The sequence below is a fragment of the Rhodanobacter sp. GW835-FHT13D09 genome (genome assembly GCF_058793995.1).
Genome location: NZ_JBXAGL010000001.1, coordinates 91,517 through 112,187, shown reverse-complemented (window position 1 = coordinate 112,187; position 20,671 = coordinate 91,517). Strand labels below are relative to the sequence as shown.

Sequence of the window (20,671 nt, the reverse complement as noted above, 5' to 3'; positions counted from 1 at the left end):
GGGATGACGCGTGACGATGCACGCAGCGAGGGCGCCCGCGCAAGCCTGTCGGAAAGCTGAACAAGTCCCTGCATGCACGTTGAACTCACGCCCGGGCGGCCACACTAAGGACACGTATCGCCGTGACGGCGACAAGAAGTGGTGCAATCCATCGCATCACTGAGGGGTCGGCACTTCCTCCCCTGGATGCCACCTGACAAATCCCATCAGTCCTCCCCTGGCTGATGGGGTTTTTTTTGCGCAAAAACTCCGCCGATGCGCATGCCACACGCCCTAGCGTGGATAATGGCTCACTTCCGTTCGCGCCTGGGCGACTGATGATCATCGATTCGCTGCTCGACACCGACCTGTACAAGTTTTCGATGATGCAGGTGGTGCTGCACCAGTATCCCGCCGCCCAGGTCGAGTACCGCTTCAAGTGCCGCACGCCGGACATCGACCTGGTGCCGTGCCTCGACGAGATCCGCGCCGAACTGAAGGCGCTGTGCCGTTTGCGTTTCGCGGCGGACGAACTGGACTACCTGCGCGGCTGGCGCTTCATCAAGAGCGATTTCGTCGATTTCCTCGGGCTGTTCCAGCTCAACGAGAAGTATGTCGAGATCGCGCCGGCCGAGGCCGGCAACGGCGAGATCGAGATCCGCATCCGCGGACCATGGCTGCACACGATCCTGTTCGAGGTGCCGCTGCTGGCGATCGTCAACGAGGTGTACTTCCGCCGTGCCAGCGGGGGCCTCGACCCTTCCGAGGGGCGCCGGCGGCTGCAGGCGAAGATCGCGCTGCTGCGCGACACGCCCGGCTATGCCGACTGCAAGGTGGCCGACTACGGCACGCGCCGGCGCTATTCCCGGGAGTGGCAGGAGGAGGTGGTGACCGCCCTGCGCGATGGCCTGGGCGAGCAACTGGCTGGCACCAGCAACGTGTGGCTGGCGCGCAAGCTGGGGCTGACGCCACTGGGCACGCTGGCGCACGAATACCTGCAGGCGCATCAGGCGCTGGGGCCGCGCCTGCGCGATTCGCAGGTGGCGGCGCTGGAGGCGTGGGCGAAGGAGTATCGCGGCGACCTCGGCATCGCACTGTCGGACGTCTACGGGCTCGACGCGTTCCTGCGCGACTTCGACATGTACTTCTGCAAGCTGTTCGACGGCACCCGCCACGACTCCGGCGATCCGTTCGTCTGGGGCGAGAAGGTACTGGCGCACTACAGCGCGAACCGGGTCGATCCACGCAGCAAGGTGCTGGTGTTCAGCGACGGGCTGGACATTCCCAAGGTGATGCGGCTGTACGCCTACTTCCGCGGCCGCTGCCAGCTGGCGTTCGGCGTGGGTACCAACCTCACCAATGACATGGGGCCGGCGCCGCTCAACATCGTGATCAAGATGATCCGCTGCAACGACCAGCCGGTGGCCAAGCTGAGCGACTCGCCCGGCAAGAACATGTGCGAGGACCAGGCCTACGTGGCCTACCTGCGGCAGGTGTTCGAGATTCCCGCGTAGACGGCTCTTGCTCCTCCCCCTGCCTGCCCCAAAGGGACTTCCTTCGGTCGCAGGGGGAGGCTGGGTGGGGGTTGCCCGGGCCGGCGAGGAAGGTCAAGAGCACTCCTCCTCAACCCTCGCCTGCGATGCAGGGGAGGGAGCGCGAGCCTAGAACGCGGGCAGCACGGCGCCGTGGTACTTCTGTTCGATGAACGCCTTGATCTCGGGGCTGTTCAGTACCCGGGCCAGTTTCTGCACGCGCGGGTCGTTCTGGTTGTCGGGGCGGCCGACCAGGTAGTTCACGTAGGGCGAGTCCTTGTCCTCGATCAGCAGCGCGTCTTTCGTGGGGTTCAGTCCGGCGGCGAGGGCGTAATTGGTGTTGATCAGGGACAGGTCGACCTCGTCCAGCGTGCGCGGCAGCATCGCTGCCTCCAGCTCGCGGAACTTCAGGTGTTTCGGATTCGCGGTGATGTCCTTCAGCGTGGACAGCTCATTGTTCGGATCTTTCAGCGTGATCAGGCCATGTTTCGCCAGCAACAGCAGCGCGCGGGCGCTGTTGCTGGGGTCGTTCGGCAGCGTCACGCCGGCGCCATCGGGCAGCTGGTCGATGTTCCTGTATTTCCTCGAGTACGCGCCGAACGGCTCGATGTGCACGCCGGTGATGGTGATGAGGTGGGTGCCGCGCTCGCGGTTGAACGCGTCCAGGTAGGGCTTGGTCTGGAAGTAGTTCAGGTCGATGGCCTTCTCGGCCAGCTGGGTGTTCGGCTGCACGTAGTCCGCGAATACCTTGATCTGCAGATCCACGCCTTCCTTCGCCAGCAGTGGCTTGGCCTGCTTGAGGATCTCGGCGTGCGGAATCGCCGTGGCGGCCACGCGGAGCACCTGGCCGTCCTCCTTCGGTGCGGAGCAGCCCGTCAGCAGGAGCAGGGTCAGGGCGGCGGCGAGGGCGGCAAGCAGCGATCTCATGGGGAACATCCATTTATGCGACGCACAATGATAATGCCGTCTATACCGCCAGGCACAAACCGGCGGGACAGCGTTTCCTGCAGCGCGTCAGGCCTTCGGCGTGGCATAGCCGGCCAACAGAAGCAGGGCCAGGACGGCGGCGACAGCGGAGAGCAGCAAACTCATGGCGGCGATTCTCACGGGCGGCCAACGAAGGTAGGCCGCGGATACCGCCAGGCACAAATAACCAAATCAGCGCCGCTTATAACGCGTCACGATGCGGTCGCCGATCATCTGCAGCGCCTGCACCAGCAGGATCAGCAGCACTACGGTGACCAGCATGTAGTCGGACTTGTAGCTGAGATAGCCGTAGCGGTAAGCCAGGTCGCCCAATCCGCCGGAGCCGATCGCGCCGCCCATCGCGGTGTAGCCGACCAGCGCGATCGCGGTGACCGTGATGCCGGCGAGCAGGCCGCCGCGGGCTTCGGGCAGCAGCACGTGGCGCACGATCTGCCACAGGCTGGCGCCCATCGCCTGGCTGGCCTCGATCACGCCCTGCTGCACCTCGCGCAGTGCGGTCTCCACCAGCCGCGCGAAGAACGGCGCGGCGCCGATCACCAGCGGCGGGATCGCGCCGCGGATGCCCAGCTTGGTGCCGACCAGGGCGTAGGTGACCGGCATCAGCACGATCATCAGGATGATGAACGGCACCGAGCGCAGGATGTTCACCAGCAGCGAAGTCGCGGCGTAGAGCTTCGGCATCGGCCGCAGCTGACCCTTGCCGGTCAGGTACAGCAGCACGCCCAATGGCAGGCCGATCAGCACGGTGAGGGCCAGCGAGCCGCCCAGCATCAGCAGGGTGTCGATGCAGGCGCGGCCGATCTCGCCCCAGTCGTCGATGTTCGGAAAGAGTTTCTGCAGCGGGTTCATCGGCGCAACTCCTCGATCTCGATGCCGGCCGCGCGCAGCGCGGCCAGCGCGGCGTCCACCCGTTCGCCCTGCATGGCCAGGGTGAGCTGGCCGTAGGGCAGGTCCTTGATGCGGTCGATGCGACCGGCGAGCAGGTTGAACTCCACCCCGGTCTCGCGCGTCACGCGGCCCAGCGCCGGCGTCAGCGTGGCGTCGCCGCGGAAGCTCAATCGCAGGAGGCGCCCGGGCACCCGGGCGAACGGCGCCAGCTCGCTGGCCGCTTCTTCCGGCAGCGCTTCGTTGACGAAGCGCTTCGTGGTCGGGTGCTGCGGATGCAGGAACACGTCGGCGACCGCGCCGCGCTCGACGATCGCGCCCGCGTCGAGCACCGCCACGCGATCGCATACGCGGCGCACCACGTCCATTTCGTGGGTGATCAGCACGATGGTGAGTTTCAGCTCGCGGTTGATCTCGGCCAGCAGTTCCAGCACCGAGGCGGTGGTCTGCGGATCGAGCGCGCTGGTGGCCTCGTCGCACAACAGGATCGTGGGCCGGTTGGCCAGTGCGCGGGCGATGCCGACGCGCTGCTTCTGGCCGCCGGAAAGCTGCGACGGGTACTTGTCGGCGTGCGCACTCAACCCCACCCGCGCCAGCAGTTCGTCGACGCGTGCGCGCAGCACGCCGGCATCGCGTTCGCCGGCCAGCCGCAGCGGGAAGGCCACGTTGTCCGCTACCGTCTGCGAGGCGAGCAGGTTGAAGTGCTGGAAGATCATGCCGATCCGGCGCTGCTGCGCGCGCAGCGCCGGTTCGTCCAGCGCGGTCATCTCGGTGTCGCCCACGAAGATGCGGCCGCCGCTGGGCCGCTCAAGCAGGTTGATCAGCCGTATCAGCGTCGACTTGCCGGCGCCGGACAGGCCGATGATGCCGAACACCTCGCCGTCGGCGATGTCGAGGCTGAACGGCTGCAGCGCGGGGATGTCCCTGCCGTCGACGCGGTAGGACTTGTGGACATCGACGAAGCGGATCACGACGGGCCTGGCCTGCAGGTGGGTGGGCCATTCTATGCCACGTGCCATGGCGGCGATGGCGTATGCTGCCGGATGAACCTGTCGAGACGGAGACTTTCCATGTCCAGCGTGTACGACTTCACCGTCCGCGATATCGACGGCAACCCGCGCCCGCTCGCCGAATGGCGCGGCAAGACCCTGCTGATCGTCAACGTCGCGTCCAAATGCGGTTTCACCCCGCAATACAAGGGGCTGGAAACGCTGTGGCAGGATCAGCGCGATCGTGGGCTGGTGGTGCTGGGTTTCCCGTGCGACCAGTTCGGCCACCAGGAGCCCGGCGACGAGGCCGAGATCAGGACTTTCTGCAGCACCCAGTACGACGTGACCTTCCCGCTGTTCGCCAAGATCGAGGTCAACGGCGAGCACGCCGATCCGCTGTACAAGTGGCTGAAGAGCGAGGGCAAGGGCATCCTCGGCAGCGAGTCGATCAAGTGGAACTTCACCAAGTTCCTGGTCGACGCGGATGGCCAGGTGGTGAAACGCTACGCTTCCACCGATACCCCGGAGAAGATCGGCCGGGACACGCTGGCCCGGCTGGGCGGTTGACGGCGGCACGGCGGCCCGGGAGGCGGCCGACGCCATGTTCCGGCGGCGCCGGTCCCGGCGTCCCTATGCGGTTCTGCTACCCTTGCCCGCCCCTGTCGGCGCCAGGCCGGCAGACCAGACCCCATTCGCGAGAACGTCATGCAGATTGCCCAGAACTCCGTTGCCGCCTTCCATTACACGCTGACCGACGACGAAGGCCAGGTCATCGACAGCTCCGAGGGCCGCGAACCGCTGACCTACCTGCACGGCAGCGGCCATATCGTGCCGGGCCTGGAGAAGCAGATGGAGGGCCGCTCGGCCGGCGACAGGTTTACCGCCGACGTGGCGCCGGAGGAAGGCTATGGCGTGCATCACGCCGAGCTGATGCAGGAAGTGCCACGTGCGGCGTTCCAGGGCGTCGAGGACATCCAGCCCGGCATGCAGTTCCAGGGCAATGGCCCGCAGGGGCAGATCAACGTCACCGTCACCAAGGTCGAGAACGACGTGGTGTTCATCGATGCCAACCACCCGCTGGCCGGCAAGACCCTGCACTTCGCCGTCGAGGTGACCGACGTGCGTGACGCCACCGCGGAAGAGCTGGCGCACGGCCACGTGCACGGCGCGGGCGGCCACCACCACTGATCGCCTGCGCGGCGCGGCCACACTCCGCGAGACGTGCGAAGGCCCGGTGCCTGCACCGGGCCTTCGTCGTTGGCGACCTGCTCAATACCAGTCGAGCAGCGACACGCCCAGGCCGAGATAGGTGGCGTTGTGGTTGTAGTCGATCAGGCTTTCGCCGTAGCCCTTGAACACTTCCAGGTAACCGCGCAGGTTGCCGGCCACCGGGAAACTCCAGCTGAAGCGCGCCGAGCCATGGCTGCGGCTGCCGCCGCGCAGGGAGTGGCGCAGCAGCACGCCGAATTCCTGGCCGTGCCATTCGTGCACGATCTGCACCTCGCCGCGGCCCATGTAATCGCCGATGTCGGGGTTGTCGTTGGTGCGTCGCGATTCCGGGACGTGCCACCACGGGCTCAGCATCACGGTCCAGTCGTCGCGCTCGAAGCCGACGTTCGCGATCACCCGGTTCCAGCTGCGCGACAGCGGGTTGCTGCGGCCGTTCGACTGGTGGTTGAAGCCGATGCCGAGCAGGCGCCCGTCCCAGCCGAGCACCTGGTAGTGGGTATCGAACACCAGCATGGCCTCGGGTTCGTAGTTGGTTTCGCGGAACGGGCGCGACAGCTTCGCGTTGTAGACCTGCCAGCGCGAGGACTGGGTGTAACCCACCCACAGGTCGCCGGCATCGCCGAACACGCCCTGCCACACCTTGGACTTCAGGCTGAGCTGGAACTTCATCTCGGCATTGTCCAACTGTTCGCCCGGACCCGGCACGGTGTTGTCCGGATTGGGGCTGTGCGGGCGGCTGTTCTGGTTGCTGGTGACGAACACGGGCAGCACGTACACCGGCTTGTAGCCGCGGATGTTGAACGTGCCGAGCTTGCTCTCCGGCGACAGCTCCCAGCGGCTGTCGAGCAGCGACAGCGGCTTGGCCACCTCGCTGTTGGTTTCCACGGCGGTGGCGGAGGCCTTCGCGCGGTCGCGGCCGAAGACGCCCGGCGAGGCGGTTGCCGGGTTTACCCGCTTCTGCGCCACCGGCAGGTTGACCCGCCCGGTCGCGTGGTCGTAGCAGGCCAGTCGTTGCGCATCGTTTTCGATCGCGGTACAGGCGCGGATGTCGGTGGGATCCGGATTCTGCGCGTGCAAGGGGGTACTTGCCGAACCGATGCACAGCATCGTGGCGATGGCCGCAATCGATCGCATCATGCAGGAACGTTCCAGGCGGGTCGGCACGCCAGTCTAGTGGAGCGGTTTGCGCTGACGGTGATTGCCGCGTGAAAACGCCGGTCGCATCCGTGGCCGGCGTTTGGCGGGGGAGGAACTACTCGTTGGAGAGCCAGCGCGCGTATTCGCTCTTGCTGATGCGGCCGTCCCGGTTGCGGTCGGCGTGGAGGAAGTCGTTGGCCAGCAGCGGGTAGGCTGCGGCCTGTTCCTCGGTGATGTATTTGCCGCCGCCGGACAGCTGCTCGAAGCTCGGCGCCGGTCCCGCCGGCGGGGGCGGCGGCATGCTCGAATGCACCACCAGTTCGCCGGACGGCGTGTTCATGGTGGCCGTTCCGGTCTGGCCATTCGGTGGCGGGCTGGTCGCGCTGGCGGGTGGCGGCGATACCGAAGCGGGGGCTGGCGCCGACGCCTGCTGGGCGAGCAGGCTGCTGGCGGACAACAGGGCACCAGCGGCGAACGTGGTCAATAGTGGCTTGTGGAATTTCATCAGCGGTACTCCATGCCAGAATGCGGGTGGATTCGTGCGGATATCCGCATGGCAGCGGATCTCCGTTGCGGCCGATCCAGGTTCACGCTAGCAGGGGTTTTGTAAATGCCGACTCAAGATCGGTGGCATGAATTCGTGAAGAAAATGTATCGTTGGGCGTCGATTCAGGTGGTCTCCACGTGCTGAGCCTGGGGCAGGCGCGTGCCTTGCAGCTGTCGGCGCAGGGTCTGTTGCAACCGTTGCGGCGGCGGCCGCGGCGTGGCGATGTGGTAACGGCGATCGAGCGCATGCGCCTGCTGCAGATCGATACCATCCACGTGGTGGCGCGCAGCCCGTACCTGGTGCTGCACTCGCGCCTGGGGGACTACCCCGCCACGTGGCTGGACGAGGCGCTGGCGCAGGGCCGGCTGGCTGAATGCTGGGCGCACGAGGCCTGCTTCGTCAGCGCCGCCGACATGGCCTGGCATCGCGGCACGCATGGCCATCGCAACCACCATTGGGCGTACCGCAGCGCGGCGCGGATGCATCGCGAGCAACGCGCCGACATGGAGGCGCTGCTGCAGGGCATCCGCGCCTCCGGGCCGGTGCGCGCGGCGGATTTCGCGCGCAGCGACGGCGTCGCCAAGCCGGGATGGTGGGAATGGAAACCGGAGAAGCGCTGGCTGGAGGCGTGGTTCGCGCTGGGTGAGCTGATGGTGGCGCGGCGCGAGAATTTCCAGCGCGTCTACGACCTGGCCGGAAATGTGCTGGCCCGGCTCGACCCGCCGTTCGACCCCGCTGTGGTGCCCGCCGCGGCGGAACTGCGCCGGCGCTTCATCCTCGACGGCGTGCGCGCGCTGGGGGTGACCCAGGCCGGCTGGATCGCCGACTACTTCCGCCTGCGGCCGAGGGTGAGCGACCGCGAGCTGGCGCCGCTGGTGGCCAGCGGCGAGCTGCTGGCGGTGCCGGTGCAGGGCTGGAATGTTCCCGGCTACGTGCACTGCGACCACGCCGAAGTGCTGGCCAAGGCGCTGTCCGGCCGCCTGCGCGCCACGCACACCGCGCTGCTGTCGCCGTTCGATCCGCTGGTATGGGATCGGTCGCGGGTGCTGGCGATGTTCGATTTCGAGTACACCATCGAGTGCTACACGCCGGCGCCGAAGCGCCGCTATGGCTACTACGTGCTGCCGATCCTGCACCGCGGCCGCCTGGTCGGGCGGCTCGACGCGAAGGCCCACCGCGGCATCGGGATGTTCGAGGTCAAGGCCCTGTTCCTTGAGGCGGGCGTGGCGCCGGAGCCTTCGCTGGTGCAGGCCGTGGCCGCGGCAATCACCGGCACTGCGCGCTGGCACGGTACCCCGGAAATCCGGCTGGGCCGCACCGAGCCGGCGGCGCTGGCCCGGCCGCTGCGCGCCGCGCTGAAACTGGCGTGAGGCCCGTCGGCTGCTACGGCGTGCTGGCCGGTGCCGGACTTTCCGCGCACGACTTGCCGTGCAACGCCTCGCGCAGCTGGCTGGCCAGCGAATAGCAGCGCGTGGCCAGCTGCGGGCGGATGTCCGGGTTCTGCGAATCGCGCAGCAGGCTGGTGCGCATTGCCTCGTAGCGCGACTGCAGTTGGCCCGGCGCATAGATCGCCGCCGCGCGATGGCAGGCCAGGTAGCTCGACAGGTAGTCGTCGCAGGCGGGGATGCCGGTCTGTTCGGGCAATTTGGCCTCGTCGGCGGGGCTGCTGCTGGTCACGGCGTGCTTCCGGTGCGTCGTGCCCACGGTGCTGGTGGTGGCCCTGGTGGTCGTGGCGGCGCCGGTCGTGGTGGCCGTGGTTGACGTGGTCGTCTTGGCGGCCTCGTGCTGGGCGCAGCCGGCCAGCAACAGGCCGCCGGCCATGGCGGCAAGGGTCAGGCGGGAAGGGATGGACATGGTTGGCTCTCCTCGGCAGCACGACCGTTGCGGCGCGCCTAAGCCGCCGCAACGGTCGCAGATTGGGTGACTTGCCGCCACTAGACAATGGCGCAGGTCAAGAAAACCTGAATTCGCCACCGGATGGACCAAAAACGATGACTCTGCTCCATTCCGTTCAACCCAGTCGTGCCGTTATGATCCGCCCACTGTGTTTGCCGGGGTCAGCAGAGTTTGTGACCCGATGCCGCCGATCCGCGATCTGCCACATCGTTCACCCCAGGGTTGTTTCCTTGCACACCAGTTGAGTCGGCCACTGCCACTGTAGTGGGCCGAGCCCATAAACCTGTGGAGTGGTCAATTTATGTCTGATCGTCAGATCGGTACCGTCAAGTGGTTCAACGATGCCAAGGGCTTCGGTTTCATCGCCCGCGACAATGGTCCGGACGTGTTCGTGCATTTCCGCGCCATCAGCGGCAGCGGCTTCAAGAGCCTGCAGGAAGGCCAGCAGGTCTCCTTCAAGGTGGTGCAGGGCCAGAAGGGCCTGCAGGCCGAGGAAGTGACCCCGGCCTGATCGGGGTGCATGTAGGGAAAAACCGGGCAACCCTGCCCGGTTTTTCCCTGTCCGGATTGTGTCCGCGACAACCGGCTTGACAAATCACTTGTGGTCAGAAAATCCGTTATGCTGGCGCCGCTGCGTCTGCTTGGCTACGTGCGTGCCCGGTAGGGATTTCCTGAATCCGACTGTTGCACCGGACCCTGCATGCTCAGTAAACCGTCGGCTCGTAGGAGCCGGTTTGTCTCAGCGTCTGGATAGGATCGGAGTGAGTCATGTCGGATCGTGAAGTGGGTACTGTCAAGTGGTTCAACGACGCCAAGGGTTTCGGCTTCATCAGCCGCGACAACGGCCCTGACGTTTTCGTGCATTTCCGCGCCATTACCGGTACGGGTTTCAAGAGCCTCCAGGAAGGCCAGAAGGTGAGCTTCAAGGTCGTCGACGGCCAGAAGGGCTTGCAGGCCGAGGACGTCACCCCCGTCTGATCGAGGTGGCGGAATTCGTTTCGGGGGCCGGCGCAAGCCGGCCTCTTTTTTGTCGCGGCCGCGACGATTCGCTAGCCTGTGGGGATGAGCGACCATCCTTCCGGCCATGCACCCGAACCCGTTGCGGTGACCGAGCCGCTGGTGATCCCGGTGGCGGCTGGCGACGGCGCCAGCTTCGAACTGCTGGCGATCCAGCCCGGCGGCGACTGGCAGCAACTGCTGTACTGGGTGCCGGCCATGGGCATCCCGGCCCGGCACTACCTGCCGCTGGCCGGTGCACTGGCGGCGCGGGGCATCGCGGTGGTGGTGCACGAGTGGCGCGGCATCGGCTCCAGCAACCGGCGCGCCGGCCGCACTTGCAACTGGGGGTATCGCGAGCTGTTGCAGGACGACCTGCCCGCGGGCCTGGCCGCGGTGCACACGCGCTGGCCGCGGGCCGGATGCTGGCTGGGCGGACACAGCCTGGGCGGGCAACTGGCCACGCTCCACGCCAGCCTGCATCCGCAGGCGTTCGCCGGCCTGTTGCTGGTGGCCAGCGGGGCGCCCTACTGGCGCCGCTTCCGGCATGGCTGGCTGATCGCCGCGGCGTACGCACTGGCGCCGTTGCTGGCTGGCCTGGTCGGTTACCTGCCCGGGCGGCGGATCGGCTTTGGCGGCAACGAGGCGCGCGGCGTGATCGCGGACTGGGCGCGCAGCGGGCGTACCGGGCGTTATGCCGCGGACGGGATGGCGCAGGATTTCGAGCGACAGCTGGCCACCCTGCAACTGCCGTCGCTGGCCCTGCGCCTGCAGGACGATTGGCTGGGGCCGCCGGCTTCGCTGGCCTGGCTGCTGGGCAAGCTGGGGCCGGCCGAACGCGTGGTGGAGGTCGTCACGCCGCAGGACATGGGTGGCCTGTCCGCCGACCATTTCGGCTGGATGAAGGCGCCGGCAGCGGTCGCCACGCGGCTTGCCCGCTGGGTAGAGGCCCGTACCGCGCCGGTTGCCGCGCGCGGCGACACCGCGGCTTGATTATGGCGCAAGCCGTCTGCATCTCGTCGGACTCTCTACTCTCCTGATCCGGACGCCCCATGAAACTGTTCGAACCGCTCGCCCAGCGCAGCCTGATCCTGCGCAATCGCCTGGTGGTGTCGCCGATGTGCGAGTACTCGGCCATCGACGGCCTGCCGAACGACTGGCACATGGTGCACCTGGGCAGCCGCGCGGTGGGCGGCGCAGGAGCGGTGGTGGCGGAGGCCACGGCGGTCTCCGCACAGGGCCGTATTTCGCCGCAGGACACCGGCCTGTGGAACCAGGCCCAGGTCGAGGCATGGCAGCCGATCACCCGCTTCATCAAGGCCCATGGCGCGGTGGCCGGCGTGCAGCTGGCGCATGCCGGGCGCAAGGCCAGCACACTGCGGCCATGGGAGGGGCACGGTCCGGTGCCGGCCGGGCAGGGCGACTGGCGCACCGTGGCACCATCGGCACTGCCGTTCGACAGCGACTGGCAGGTGCCGCAGGCGTTGGACGAGGCCGGCATCCAGGCGGCCATCGCTGATTTCCGCGAGGCCACCCGGCGCGCGCTGGCGGCCGGCTTCAATCTGGTCGAGCTGCATGCGGCGCACGGCTACCTGCTGCACCAGTTCCTGTCGCCCTTGAGCAACCGGCGCGACGACCGCTACGGCGGCAGCTTCGAGAACCGCACCCGGCTGGTGCGCGAGGTGGTTGCCGCGGTGCGCGAGGCGTGGCCGGCCGAACTGCCGCTGTGGCTGCGCATCTCGGCCACCGACTGGGCCGACGGCGGCTGGACGGCGGCGGAGAGCGTGGAGCTGGCGCGCCAGGTGCAGCCGCTGGGCGTGGACCTGGTCGACGTCTCCAGCGGCGGCCTGGTGCCGCACGCGAAAATCCCGCTGGGGCCGGGCTACCAGGTGCCGTTCGCGGCGCAGGTGCGGCGCGAGGCCGGTGTCGCCACCGGTGCGGTGGGCCTGATCACCGGGGCGGAGCAGGCCGCGCAGATCGTCGCCAACGGCGATGCCGACGTGGTGCTGATCGCCCGCGAGAGCCTGCGCGACCCGTACTTTCCGCGCCGGGCGGCGCAACGGCTGGGTGCGAAGATCGACGCGCCGGTGCAATATCAGCGGGCCTGGTGAATCGTCGAGGAGAACGTGATGGAAGCCGTGCCGACCCTGGTCGAAGGTACCCGCCTGCATGATCTCGGCGACGGCTTCATGGTGCGCCGCATGCTGCCGGTGCTGCAGGCGCGCCACGTCGGCCCGTTCGTGTTCTACGACCACATGGGGCCGGTCACGTTCGGCGCCGGCAACGGCATGGACGTGCGGCCGCATCCGCACATCGGCCTGGCCACGGTGACCTGGCTGTTCGACGGCGTGATCCGCCATCGCGACAGTCTCGGCAGCCTGGCCGACATCCGCCCCGGCGAAGTGAACTGGATGACCTCCGGCCGCGGCATCGCCCACTCCGAGCGCACGCCACCGGAGGCGCGCCAGGGCAGCCAGCTGTTGCACGGCATCCAGGTCTGGGTGGCGCTGCCGCAGGCCGATGCCGAGGTGGCGCCGGAGTTCCACCATCACGACCGCGACGCGTTGCCGCGGATTCGGTGGCCCGGCGCCGAGGCGGTGCTGATCGCGGGCACGGCCTACGGCGAACGCTCGCCGGTGAAGGTGTTCGCGCCGATGTTCTTCCTCGAGGTACGGCTGGCCGCCGGCATCGAACTGGCGCTGCCGACGGAGCACGCCGAGCGCGGCGTGCATGTGCTCGAGGGCGCGATCCGCTGGGGCGAACTTGAAGTCGGTGCGCAACAGATGGCGGTGCAGGCCGGCCCCGCCGCGCCGGCGCTGCGCGCGCACGCAGCGAGCCGCCTGATGCTGTTCGGCGGCGCGCCGCTGGATGGGGAGCGGCACCTGTGGTGGAACTTCGTGGCCAGCACGCGCGAGCGCATCGAACAGGCCAAGGCCGACTGGCGCGAGGGGCGCTTCCCGAAAGTCGCCGGCGACGAGCAGGAATTCATCCCGCTGCCGGAGTAGGCGCACGCGGATTGCCTCGCTTCGTAGGGCGGACCCTGTCCGCCGCTCTCGGCTTCAACAAGGCAAAGGCCGGCGGGCGGTGCCCGCCCTACAGCGCGCACGGATCGGTTGGGTGGCAGAATCGGCGCATACCGTCGCGGAGCAGGAACATGTCCGGCTACAGCAGCTTTGCCGAGTTCTATCCGTTCTACCTCAGCGAGCACGGCAACCGCAGGTGCCGGCGCATGCACTTCATCGGCAGCACGCTGGTGCTGGCGGTGATCGTGCTGGCGCTGGCCAGCGGCCAGCTGCGCTGGCTGTGGCTGACGCCGGTGGCTGGCTACGGCTTCGCCTGGCTCGGCCACTTCGCGTTCGAGAGGAACCGCCCGGCCACCTTCAAGCACCCGTTGTACAGTCTGATGGGCGACTGGGTGATGTACGGCCAGATGCTGCGCGGCAAGATCCGCTTCTGAACGGCAGCCTCAGCGGTATTGCTGGTGGCAGCTCTTGCAGGTCTCGCCGACCGGCTTGATCGCCGCGGCCAGCGCCGCGCAGGTGGCCGGTGCGGTCTGCACCGCCTGCTGCAGGTGATCCTGCAACTGGGTGGCGTCGTCGGTGAAGGTTTTTTCGTCGATCCCGAACACCGGCGTGATGTCGCTGGCGGTGGACTGCAGGCGGGCCAGGTGGTGCTGGACCTTGGCCGGGTCGCACTGCTTCGCCTTGATCGCGTTCTTCAGTTCGCCCAGGTGGTAGTCCATCGTCTCCATCACGGCCTTCGGCATCGGATTGCGCGCGGCCAGCGCATTCATCACGTTGGCTGTGCCGATCGCGCCGATCACCAGGCCGAGCAGGATCATCAGGGCTACGCGCATCGGGACGGTTCCATGGGAGGGGAATTCCACAGGATAACCCGCACCGGTGCACGGCATCCATGCAGGCACGATAAAATGGCGCACTTGCATCGCAGGATCCGCCGGTGACCCACGCAGACACGACCACGCACCCGCTCGGCGGTGCCGCGAGCGGGACGACCTTTCCGGCCGAGCGTTTCGCCGGCGTCGAGCGCCTGTACGGCAGCGGCAGCGTGGCGACGCTGTCGCGCGCGCACGTCTGCGTGGTCGGCATCGGTGGCGTCGGTTCGTGGGCGGTCGAGGCGCTGGCGCGCAGCGGCGTGGGCCGGCTCACCCTGATCGACGCCGACGAGGTCTGCGTATCCAACACCAACCGCCAGCTGCACGCGCTGGACGGCGAGTACGGCAAGTCGAAGGTGGGCGTGATGGCGGAGCGTGCGCACGCGATCAATCCGACGATCCGGTTGGAGGCGATCGAGCGCTTTCTCACCCCGTCCACGCTGGACGAGCTGCTCGATCGCGGCTACGACGTGGTGCTGGATGCCTGCGACGCGTTCCGGGTGAAGCTGGAGACGATCGCCTGGTGCCGCCGGCGCAAGCTGCCGATCGTCAGCGTGGGCTCCGCCGGCGGACGCACCGACCCCACCCAGATCCGCGTGCGCGACCTGTCGCGAACCGAGCACGACGCGATGTTCAGCCTGATCCGCAAGAAGCTCCGCGCCGACTTCAACTTCCCGCGCAACCCGGACCGCTACTTCGGCGTGTCGGCCGTCTATTCGCTGCAGAACGTGCAGTACCCGCAGCCCGACGGCACGGTGTGCGGCACCCGCCCGCCCGGCGGCGACGCGATGAACCTGGCCTGCGGCGGCGGCCTGGGCGCCGCCACCCATGTCACCGGCGCCTTCGCGTTCGCGGCCGTGGGCAAGGTGCTGGAGAAGGTGCTGGCTTCCCCGTAGGGACGATCACCACCCCATGTAATGCCCGCCGTTGATCGCCAGGTTGGCGCCGGTGATCCAGGCGGATTGCTCGCCGGTGAAGAAGGCCACGGCGTGGGCGATCTCGTCCGGGCGGCCGAGGCGGCCGACCGGGATCTGCGCCACGATCTTCTCGCGCACTTCCTCCGGCACCGCCATCACCATGTCAGTGCCGACGTAGCCGGGCGAGACGGTGTTGACGGTGATGCCGAACTTCGCGTTCTCCTGCGCCAGCGAGATGGTGAAGCCGTGCATGCCGGCCTTGGCAGCGGCGTAGTTGGCCTGGCCGTATTGACCTTTCTGGCCGTTGATCGAGCTGATCTGCACGATGCGGCCCCACTTGCGCGCGCGCATGCCATCGATCACCGGGCGGGTGACGTTGAAACAGGCGTTGAGGTTGGTGTTGATCACGTCCGTCCACTGCTGATAGTTCATCTTGTGGAAGGTGGTGTCGCGGGTGATGCCGGCGTTGTTGACCAGGATGTCGACCGGGCCGCACTTCTCCTCGATTGCGCGGATCATCGCCTCGCAGGCGGCGGGGTCGGAGACGTCGCCGGGCACCATGCACACCTCGATGCCATCCGCCGCCATGGCCTTGCGCCAGGCTTCGGCCTTGCCCGGGTCGCGGTAATTGGTGGCCACCCGATGCCCCTGCCCGGCAAGATAGCGGATGATCGCGCTGCCGATGCCGCCGGTGCCGCCTGTGACCAATGCCGTGCGCTGCGTCATGTCCTTGGAACTCCTGTGCGGGTGAAGCGGGGGCTGTCGCGCCGGAGCATGGTGAGGCATGTTTCATGCCGTTGTCGCGTGACTTCGGTGCGTTCTGCATTTATAGCGTTTCAGGCGAAAGAGTGACCGCTGCAATGCGGCAAATGCGCCGGATCGAAGCTTGCCAGCGCTTGCGCCAACAGATCGTGGACATCGGCTGCCATGGGCGGCGCCGGCACCCGCAGGAACGCCAGCGCCCGCCGCAGCGCCGGCAGCGGATCGGCCGGGTCGAGCGGAAACGCCTGTTCGGACTTCGACAGCTTGCGCCCTTGCGCATCCAGCACCAGCGGCAGGTGGCGATACGCCGGCGTGGGCAGGCCGAGGCAGCGCTGCAGCCAGATCTGCCGCGCGGTGGAGTCGAGCAGGTCCAGCCCGCGCACCACCTCGGTGATGCCCTGGAAGGCGTCGTCCACCACGCAGGCGAGCTGGTAGGAATAGAGACCTTCGACCCGGCGGATCACGAAGTCGCCCGCCTCGTCGCGCAGGTTCTGCTGCTGCGGTCCCTGCAGGGCGTCGTCGAACGCGATGGTGATGTCCGGTACGCGCAATCGCCAGGCCGGCGCCTGGCTGGGCTGCGGCAGCGCGACGCAGCGGCCGGCGCGATGGATGCCGCCGGCGCCGGCCAGCTCGCTGCGGCTGCACCAGCAAGGGAACACCTGGCCGGCCTCGCGCAGTTGTTGGAACGCCGCGTCGTAGGCGGCGAGGCGCTGCGACTGGAGCAGCGCCGGCGCGTCGGCGAGCAGTCCGAACGCCGGCAGGGCGGCGAGGATGCTGGCGGCCGAGCCGGGAACCTCGCGCGGCGGGTCGATGTCTTCCACTCGCAGCAGCCACTCGCCGCCGGCATGCCGCGCGCACAGCCAGCTGCCCACCGCGGCGACCAGCGAGCCGAAGTGCAGTGGTCCCGTGGGTGAGGGGGCGAAGCGGCCGCGGTAGCTCATCGGCGCATTCTAGGGTAGCGGCGGGTGATCGGTCGCCGCCGCGGCAACCCTTGAAAGCTGCCGCTTGCGCCCCGAATCTTGAGCCACGGTTTCTCCCTTTCCTTCATGACTGCCATAGAGAGACAGCCATGCGTCGCATCGCATTGTTTATCGGTACCAACCTTGCCGTCCTGCTCCTGCTGAGCATCGTCTGCCACCTGTTCGGCATCGACCAGATGGCCGCCGCCCGCGGCTACGGCGGCATGGGCGGCCTGCTGGCCCACGCCGCCGTGTTCGGCATGGGCGGCGCGTTCATTTCGCTGGCGATGTCCAAGTGGATGGCGAAGATGTCCACCGGAGCGCGGGTGATCGAGCAGCCGCAGGACGAGACCGAGCGCTGGCTGGTCGACACCGTGCGCCGCCATGCGCAGAACGCCGGCATCGGCATGCCGGAAGTGGCCATCTACGATGCGCCGGAGATGAACGCGTTCGCCACCGGCATGACCAAGAACAGCTCGCTGGTGGCGGTCAGCTCCGGCCTGCTGCAGCAGATGAACCGCGACCAGGTCAGCGCCGTGCTCGGCCATGAGATCGGCCACGTGGCGAACGGCGACATGGTTACCCTGACCCTGATCCAGGGCGTGCTGAACACGCTGGTGATCCTCGCCGCGCGCATCGTCGGGCGGCTGGTCGACAGCTGGATGTCGGGCGGCCGCGACGACCGCGAAGGGGGCACCGGCATCGGTTATTTCGTGACGGTGATGGTGCTGCAGCTGGTGTTCGGCCTGTTCGCCTCGGTCATCGTGGCCGCGTTTTCGCGCTGGCGCGAGTTCCGCGCCGACGCGGCGGGCGCCCGGTTCGCCGGCCGCGGTGCGATGATCTCCGCGCTGCAGCGGCTGCAGGCCAATCATGGGGAGAACACGCTGCCGCAGACGATCGCCGCATTCGGCATCTCCGGCCCGCTGGCCGACGGCTTCAGGCGGCTGTTCATGAGCCATCCGCCGCTGGAGGAGCGCATCGCGGCGCTGCAGAACGGCACCTGATTCCCGCTTTGCTCCCTCCCCTGCAAGCAGGGGAGGGTTGGGGTGGGGTGCTCTTGACCTTGTCTGGAAGGCTAAGATCAAAAGCCAACCCTCTCCTGACCTCCCCCTGCCCCAAGGGACTCCCTTCGGTCGCAAGCAGGGGGAGGAATCATTTCCATCGTCAACGCAACAACGGAACATCCACGCATGAACGCACCCGTCGAAACCCGCAAGTTCGAAGCCGAAGTCGCCCAGGTGCTGCACCTGGTCACGCACTCGCTGTACTCGCACAAGGAAATCTTCCTGCGCGAGCTGATCTCCAACGCCTCCGACGCCTGCGACAAGCTGCGCTTCGAGTCGATCGCGAAGCCCGAGCTGTCGGCCGGCGACAGCGAGCTGCACATCGACGTGAGCTGGGATCCGGATGCGCGCACCGTCACCGTGCGCGACAACGGCATCGGCATGAACCGCGACGAGGTGGTGGCGAACATCGGCACCATCGCCAGTTCCGGCACGCGCCGTTTCCTGGAGGCGATGTCGGGCGAACAGAAGGCCGACGCGCGGCTGATCGGCCAGTTCGGCGTGGGCTTCTATTCCGCCTTCGTGGTCGCCGACAAGGTCACCGTGCTCAGCCGCCGCGCCGACGCGCCGGCCGGCGAGGGCGTAAAGTGGGAGAGCGACGGCAAGGGCGAATACTCGCTGGAGCCGGTCGAGCTGGCCGGGCGCGGCACTTCCGTCATCCTGCACCTGAAAGCCGACGAGGACGAGTTCCTCAGTCGCTGGCAGCTGCGCGCGCTGATCACCCGCTACTCCGACCACGTGGCGTTTCCGATCCGCATGCCGGTGGAGAAGGACGGCAAGCCGACCGACGAGTTCGAGACCATCAACGCCGCCTCGGCGCTGTGGACCAAGCCGAAGTCCGAGATCAGCGACGCGGACTACCAGAGCTTCTACAAGTCGCTCGGCCACGACTTCAACGACGCGCTGGCGTGGACGCACAACCGCGTCGAAGGCAGCCAGAGCTTCACTACCCTGCTGTACCTGCCGTCGCAGCCGCCGTTCGACCTGATGATGGGCGGCCGCGACGAGCGCAAGGGGCTGAAGCTCTACATCAAGCGTGTCTTCATCATGGACGCCGCCGAGGAGCTGCTGCCGAACTACCTGCGCTTCGTGCGCGGCGTGGTCGACGCCGACGACCTGCCGCTCAACGTCAGCCGCGAAATCCTGCAGCACAACCGCCAGCTCGAGCGGATCAAGGCCGCCTGCGTCAAGCGCGTGCTCGACCTGATCGAGAAGCTGGCCAAGGACGAGCCGGAAAAGTTCGCCACCTTCTACAAAGCGTTCGGCAACACGCTCAAGGAAGGCATCAGCGAGGACGCCAACAACCGCGAGCGCATCGCCAAGCTGTTGCGTTTCGCCAGCACCAAGGGCGAAGGCACCGCGCAGACCGTCTCGCTGGACGACTACATCGGCCGCATGGCCGTCGGCCAGGACGCGATCTGGTACATCACCGCCGACAGCTACGCCGCCGCCGCCGGCAGCCCGCAGCTGGAAGCGTTCAAGGCCAAGGGCATCGAAGTGCTGCTGATGTCCGACCGCATCGACGAATGGATGATCGGCAGCTTGAGCGAGTACGAAGGCAAGAAGCTCAGGAGCGTGGCCAAGGGCGACCTGCCGCTCGATGAGGCCGACAAGAAGAAACTGGAGGAGGCAACCCAGGAGGCCGAGCCGCTGCTGAAGAAGCTGAAGGAGCTGCTGGGCGATCGCGTGGGCGAGGTCAAGGTTTCCGCCCGCCTCACCGATTCGCCGTCGTGCCTGGCCCTTTCCGATTACGAGATGGCGCCGCATCTGGCGCGGCTGCTGCGCGAAGCGGGGCAGGAGATGCCGGAGTCGAAGCCGACGCTGGAGGTCAACCCGCAACATGCGCTGGTCAAGCGCGTCGAGAGCGAAACCGACGAAGGCAAGGCGCGGGACTTGGCGATGTTGCTGCTGGAGCAGGCGGAGATTTCCGCCGGGGCGCAGTTGCCGGATCCGGCGGCATTCGTGCAGCGGATGAATCGGGTGTTGATGGGGTGAGGCACTTCGTGCTGTGTTGATGTGAGGGGAGCCCGCCGTTTGGCGGGTTTTCCATTTCCGCTCCCCATCACTCTCGGAGCAATCGAAAGGAGCCCCCTTTGGGAGCGGCGGGGGTAGTTGAGGATGCGTTGGCTAATGGCGCACATGCCGGCGTCACACGGCACTTGAGAAGATGTGCTTTACGTACTATATTCGGCTCTGAATTTGGAGACGAATATGGAATCCATTCTTGCCGACGCGAGCATCAGCATCACCGAGCTCAAGCGCAATCCCAGTGCCGTGATTGAGGCTGCCGCCGGCGAATCGGTGGCTGTGCTGGTGCACAACAAACCCAGCGCCTATCTGGTGCCTGCGGAGACCTACAGGCGCCTGTTGGATCGGCTGGAGGATCTTGAACTGGCTGAACTGGTGCGCTCGCGTTCCAAGGAGCGCCGGATCAGGGTCAAGCTCGATGAGCTATAGCCTGGAGTTTGTGGAGTCCGCGCTGAAGGAATGGCGCAAACTTGCCCCCGGCACTCGCGACCAGCTGAGAAACAAGCTAGGCGAGCGCTTGCAAAACCCCCATGTGCCATCGGCACGCCTGCATGGCTTGCCGGACTGCTACAAGATCAAGTTGCGCACCGCCGGTTATCGGTTGGTCTATCAGGTCAACGACCAGACCGTTGTGGTCACAGTAATAGCGGTTGGCAAGCGCGACAAGGGGTTGGTGTATCGGTTGGCGGGCAAACGGGTTTGAAGCAGACCATGCTCCGAGTTGGAAGCTGATCTCTCACGGCGGTGGAACCAGGTATGTCGGATTGGTTTCCACGCAGCTCTCCCAGCCCAGCCCAGCCCAGCCCAGCCCAGCCCAGCCCAGCCCAGCCCAGCCCAGCCCAGCCCAGCCCAGCCCAGCCCAGCCCGT

General features: G+C 67.2%; 24 protein-coding genes. 15 read left to right on the top strand and 9 right to left on the bottom strand.

Annotated elements, in window-relative coordinates; genetic code table 11:
• Positions 1–317 precede the first annotated feature (317 nt).
• Positions 318–1,493: a nicotinate phosphoribosyltransferase gene (gene pncB, locus AC1Q5A_RS00545; RefSeq protein WP_492697174.1), complete on the top strand. Its 1,176-nt coding sequence runs from the start codon at positions 318–320 to the stop codon at positions 1,491–1,493.
• 147 nt (positions 1,494–1,640) lie between these two features.
• On the opposite strand, the gene AC1Q5A_RS00540 is transcribed toward pncB, so the two are convergent.
• From AC1Q5A_RS00540 to AC1Q5A_RS00530, 3 genes are all read right to left on the bottom strand, one after another.
• A complete protein-coding gene (locus AC1Q5A_RS00540) occupies positions 1,641–2,438 on the bottom strand; it encodes a MetQ/NlpA family ABC transporter substrate-binding protein (RefSeq protein WP_492697171.1) in 798 nt (265 codons plus the stop codon).
• A gap of 231 nt (positions 2,439–2,669) precedes the next feature.
• Positions 2,670–3,347 (bottom strand): methionine ABC transporter permease, encoded by a 678-nt coding sequence (locus tag AC1Q5A_RS00535; RefSeq protein WP_492697169.1) that lies wholly within the window; start codon positions 3,345–3,347, stop codon positions 2,670–2,672.
• On the bottom strand, positions 3,344–4,354 hold the full coding sequence (locus AC1Q5A_RS00530) for a methionine ABC transporter ATP-binding protein (RefSeq protein ID WP_492698072.1): 1,011 nt from the start codon (positions 4,352–4,354) through the stop codon (positions 3,344–3,346). The genes AC1Q5A_RS00535 and AC1Q5A_RS00530 overlap by 4 nt, the downstream gene beginning before the upstream one ends.
• A gap of 99 nt (positions 4,355–4,453) precedes the next feature.
• Here AC1Q5A_RS00530 and AC1Q5A_RS00525 point away from each other — a divergent pair, with 99 nt between their 5' ends.
• On the top strand, positions 4,454–4,939 hold the full coding sequence (locus tag AC1Q5A_RS00525; protein WP_492697167.1) for a glutathione peroxidase: 486 nt from the start codon (positions 4,454–4,456) through the stop codon (positions 4,937–4,939).
• 138 nt (positions 4,940–5,077) lie between these two features.
• Entirely contained in the window at positions 5,078–5,560 is a 483-nt protein-coding gene (locus tag AC1Q5A_RS00520; protein WP_114341607.1) for an FKBP-type peptidyl-prolyl cis-trans isomerase, read from the top strand.
• An 81-nt stretch (positions 5,561–5,641) separates the two neighbouring features.
• On the opposite strand, the gene AC1Q5A_RS00515 is transcribed toward AC1Q5A_RS00520, so the two are convergent.
• A complete protein-coding gene (locus AC1Q5A_RS00515; protein ID WP_492697165.1) occupies positions 5,642–6,739 on the bottom strand; it encodes a phospholipase A in 1,098 nt (365 codons plus the stop codon).
• 115 nt (positions 6,740–6,854) lie between these two features.
• Positions 6,855–7,244 (bottom strand): hypothetical protein, encoded by a 390-nt coding sequence (locus AC1Q5A_RS00510; RefSeq protein ID WP_492697163.1) that lies wholly within the window; start codon positions 7,242–7,244, stop codon positions 6,855–6,857.
• A gap of 179 nt (positions 7,245–7,423) precedes the next feature.
• Here AC1Q5A_RS00510 and AC1Q5A_RS00505 point away from each other — a divergent pair, with 179 nt between their 5' ends.
• The gene (locus tag AC1Q5A_RS00505) at positions 7,424–8,656 is read left to right on the top strand and encodes a winged helix-turn-helix domain-containing protein (protein WP_492698070.1); all 1,233 of its coding nucleotides are present in this window, start codon (positions 7,424–7,426) and stop codon (positions 8,654–8,656) included.
• A 13-nt stretch (positions 8,657–8,669) separates the two neighbouring features.
• On the opposite strand, the gene AC1Q5A_RS00500 is transcribed toward AC1Q5A_RS00505, so the two are convergent.
• Positions 8,670–9,140 carry a hypothetical protein gene (locus AC1Q5A_RS00500; RefSeq protein WP_492697161.1) on the bottom strand — a complete coding sequence of 157 codons (471 nt, stop codon included), beginning with the start codon at positions 9,138–9,140 and terminating at the stop codon, positions 8,670–8,672.
• A 343-nt stretch (positions 9,141–9,483) separates the two neighbouring features.
• Here AC1Q5A_RS00500 and AC1Q5A_RS00495 point away from each other — a divergent pair, with 343 nt between their 5' ends.
• The 6 genes from AC1Q5A_RS00495 (at position 9,484) to AC1Q5A_RS00470 (ending at position 13,635) form a co-directional block, all read left to right on the top strand.
• Positions 9,484–9,693 (top strand): cold-shock protein, encoded by a 210-nt coding sequence (locus tag AC1Q5A_RS00495; protein ID WP_114341702.1) that lies wholly within the window; start codon positions 9,484–9,486, stop codon positions 9,691–9,693.
• Between the two features lie 257 nt (positions 9,694–9,950).
• Positions 9,951–10,160 (top strand): cold-shock protein, encoded by a 210-nt coding sequence (locus AC1Q5A_RS00490; RefSeq protein ID WP_068096862.1) that lies wholly within the window; start codon positions 9,951–9,953, stop codon positions 10,158–10,160.
• 84 nt (positions 10,161–10,244) lie between these two features.
• Positions 10,245–11,171 (top strand): alpha/beta hydrolase family protein, encoded by a 927-nt coding sequence (locus tag AC1Q5A_RS00485; RefSeq protein WP_492697160.1) that lies wholly within the window; start codon positions 10,245–10,247, stop codon positions 11,169–11,171.
• 59 nt (positions 11,172–11,230) lie between these two features.
• Positions 11,231–12,289 (top strand): NADH:flavin oxidoreductase/NADH oxidase, encoded by a 1,059-nt coding sequence (locus tag AC1Q5A_RS00480; RefSeq protein ID WP_492697158.1) that lies wholly within the window; start codon positions 11,231–11,233, stop codon positions 12,287–12,289.
• 18 nt (positions 12,290–12,307) lie between these two features.
• Positions 12,308–13,183: a pirin family protein gene (locus AC1Q5A_RS00475; protein WP_492697156.1), complete on the top strand. Its 876-nt coding sequence runs from the start codon at positions 12,308–12,310 to the stop codon at positions 13,181–13,183.
• A gap of 149 nt (positions 13,184–13,332) precedes the next feature.
• Positions 13,333–13,635 carry an Mpo1-like protein gene (locus AC1Q5A_RS00470; RefSeq protein ID WP_492697154.1) on the top strand — a complete coding sequence of 101 codons (303 nt, stop codon included), beginning with the start codon at positions 13,333–13,335 and terminating at the stop codon, positions 13,633–13,635.
• A 9-nt stretch (positions 13,636–13,644) separates the two neighbouring features.
• On the opposite strand, the gene AC1Q5A_RS00465 is transcribed toward AC1Q5A_RS00470, so the two are convergent.
• Positions 13,645–14,034, bottom strand: a complete 390-nt coding sequence (locus AC1Q5A_RS00465) for a cytochrome c (RefSeq protein ID WP_492697153.1) — start codon at positions 14,032–14,034, stop codon at positions 13,645–13,647.
• A 104-nt stretch (positions 14,035–14,138) separates the two neighbouring features.
• Between AC1Q5A_RS00465 and AC1Q5A_RS00460 the strand changes: the two genes are divergently transcribed.
• Positions 14,139–14,969, top strand: a complete 831-nt coding sequence (locus AC1Q5A_RS00460; RefSeq protein WP_492697151.1) for a tRNA threonylcarbamoyladenosine dehydratase — start codon at positions 14,139–14,141, stop codon at positions 14,967–14,969.
• A gap of 6 nt (positions 14,970–14,975) precedes the next feature.
• Here AC1Q5A_RS00460 and phbB read toward each other — a convergent pair whose 3' ends face one another.
• Together phbB and gluQRS are read right to left on the bottom strand one after the other, a co-directional pair.
• A complete protein-coding gene (gene phbB / locus AC1Q5A_RS00455; protein ID WP_492697150.1) occupies positions 14,976–15,716 on the bottom strand; it encodes an acetoacetyl-CoA reductase in 741 nt (246 codons plus the stop codon).
• 110 nt (positions 15,717–15,826) lie between these two features.
• Complete coding sequence (gluQRS, locus tag AC1Q5A_RS00450) at positions 15,827–16,693, bottom strand: tRNA glutamyl-Q(34) synthetase GluQRS (RefSeq protein WP_492697148.1); 867 nt, start codon at positions 16,691–16,693, stop codon at positions 15,827–15,829.
• Positions 16,694–16,821: 128 nt separating this feature from the next.
• Here gluQRS and htpX point away from each other — a divergent pair, with 128 nt between their 5' ends.
• The 4 genes from htpX (at position 16,822) to AC1Q5A_RS00430 (ending at position 20,506) form a co-directional block, all read left to right on the top strand.
• A complete protein-coding gene (gene htpX, locus AC1Q5A_RS00445) occupies positions 16,822–17,715 on the top strand; it encodes a protease HtpX (RefSeq protein ID WP_492697146.1) in 894 nt (297 codons plus the stop codon).
• A gap of 186 nt (positions 17,716–17,901) precedes the next feature.
• Positions 17,902–19,770, top strand: a complete 1,869-nt coding sequence (htpG, locus tag AC1Q5A_RS00440) for a molecular chaperone HtpG (RefSeq protein WP_492697144.1) — start codon at positions 17,902–17,904, stop codon at positions 19,768–19,770.
• 216 nt (positions 19,771–19,986) lie between these two features.
• Complete coding sequence (locus tag AC1Q5A_RS00435; RefSeq protein WP_492697142.1) at positions 19,987–20,232, top strand: type II toxin-antitoxin system prevent-host-death family antitoxin; 246 nt, start codon at positions 19,987–19,989, stop codon at positions 20,230–20,232.
• A complete protein-coding gene (locus tag AC1Q5A_RS00430) occupies positions 20,222–20,506 on the top strand; it encodes a type II toxin-antitoxin system RelE family toxin (RefSeq protein ID WP_492697140.1) in 285 nt (94 codons plus the stop codon). The genes AC1Q5A_RS00435 and AC1Q5A_RS00430 overlap by 11 nt, the downstream gene beginning before the upstream one ends.
• Positions 20,507–20,671 lie beyond the last annotated feature (165 nt).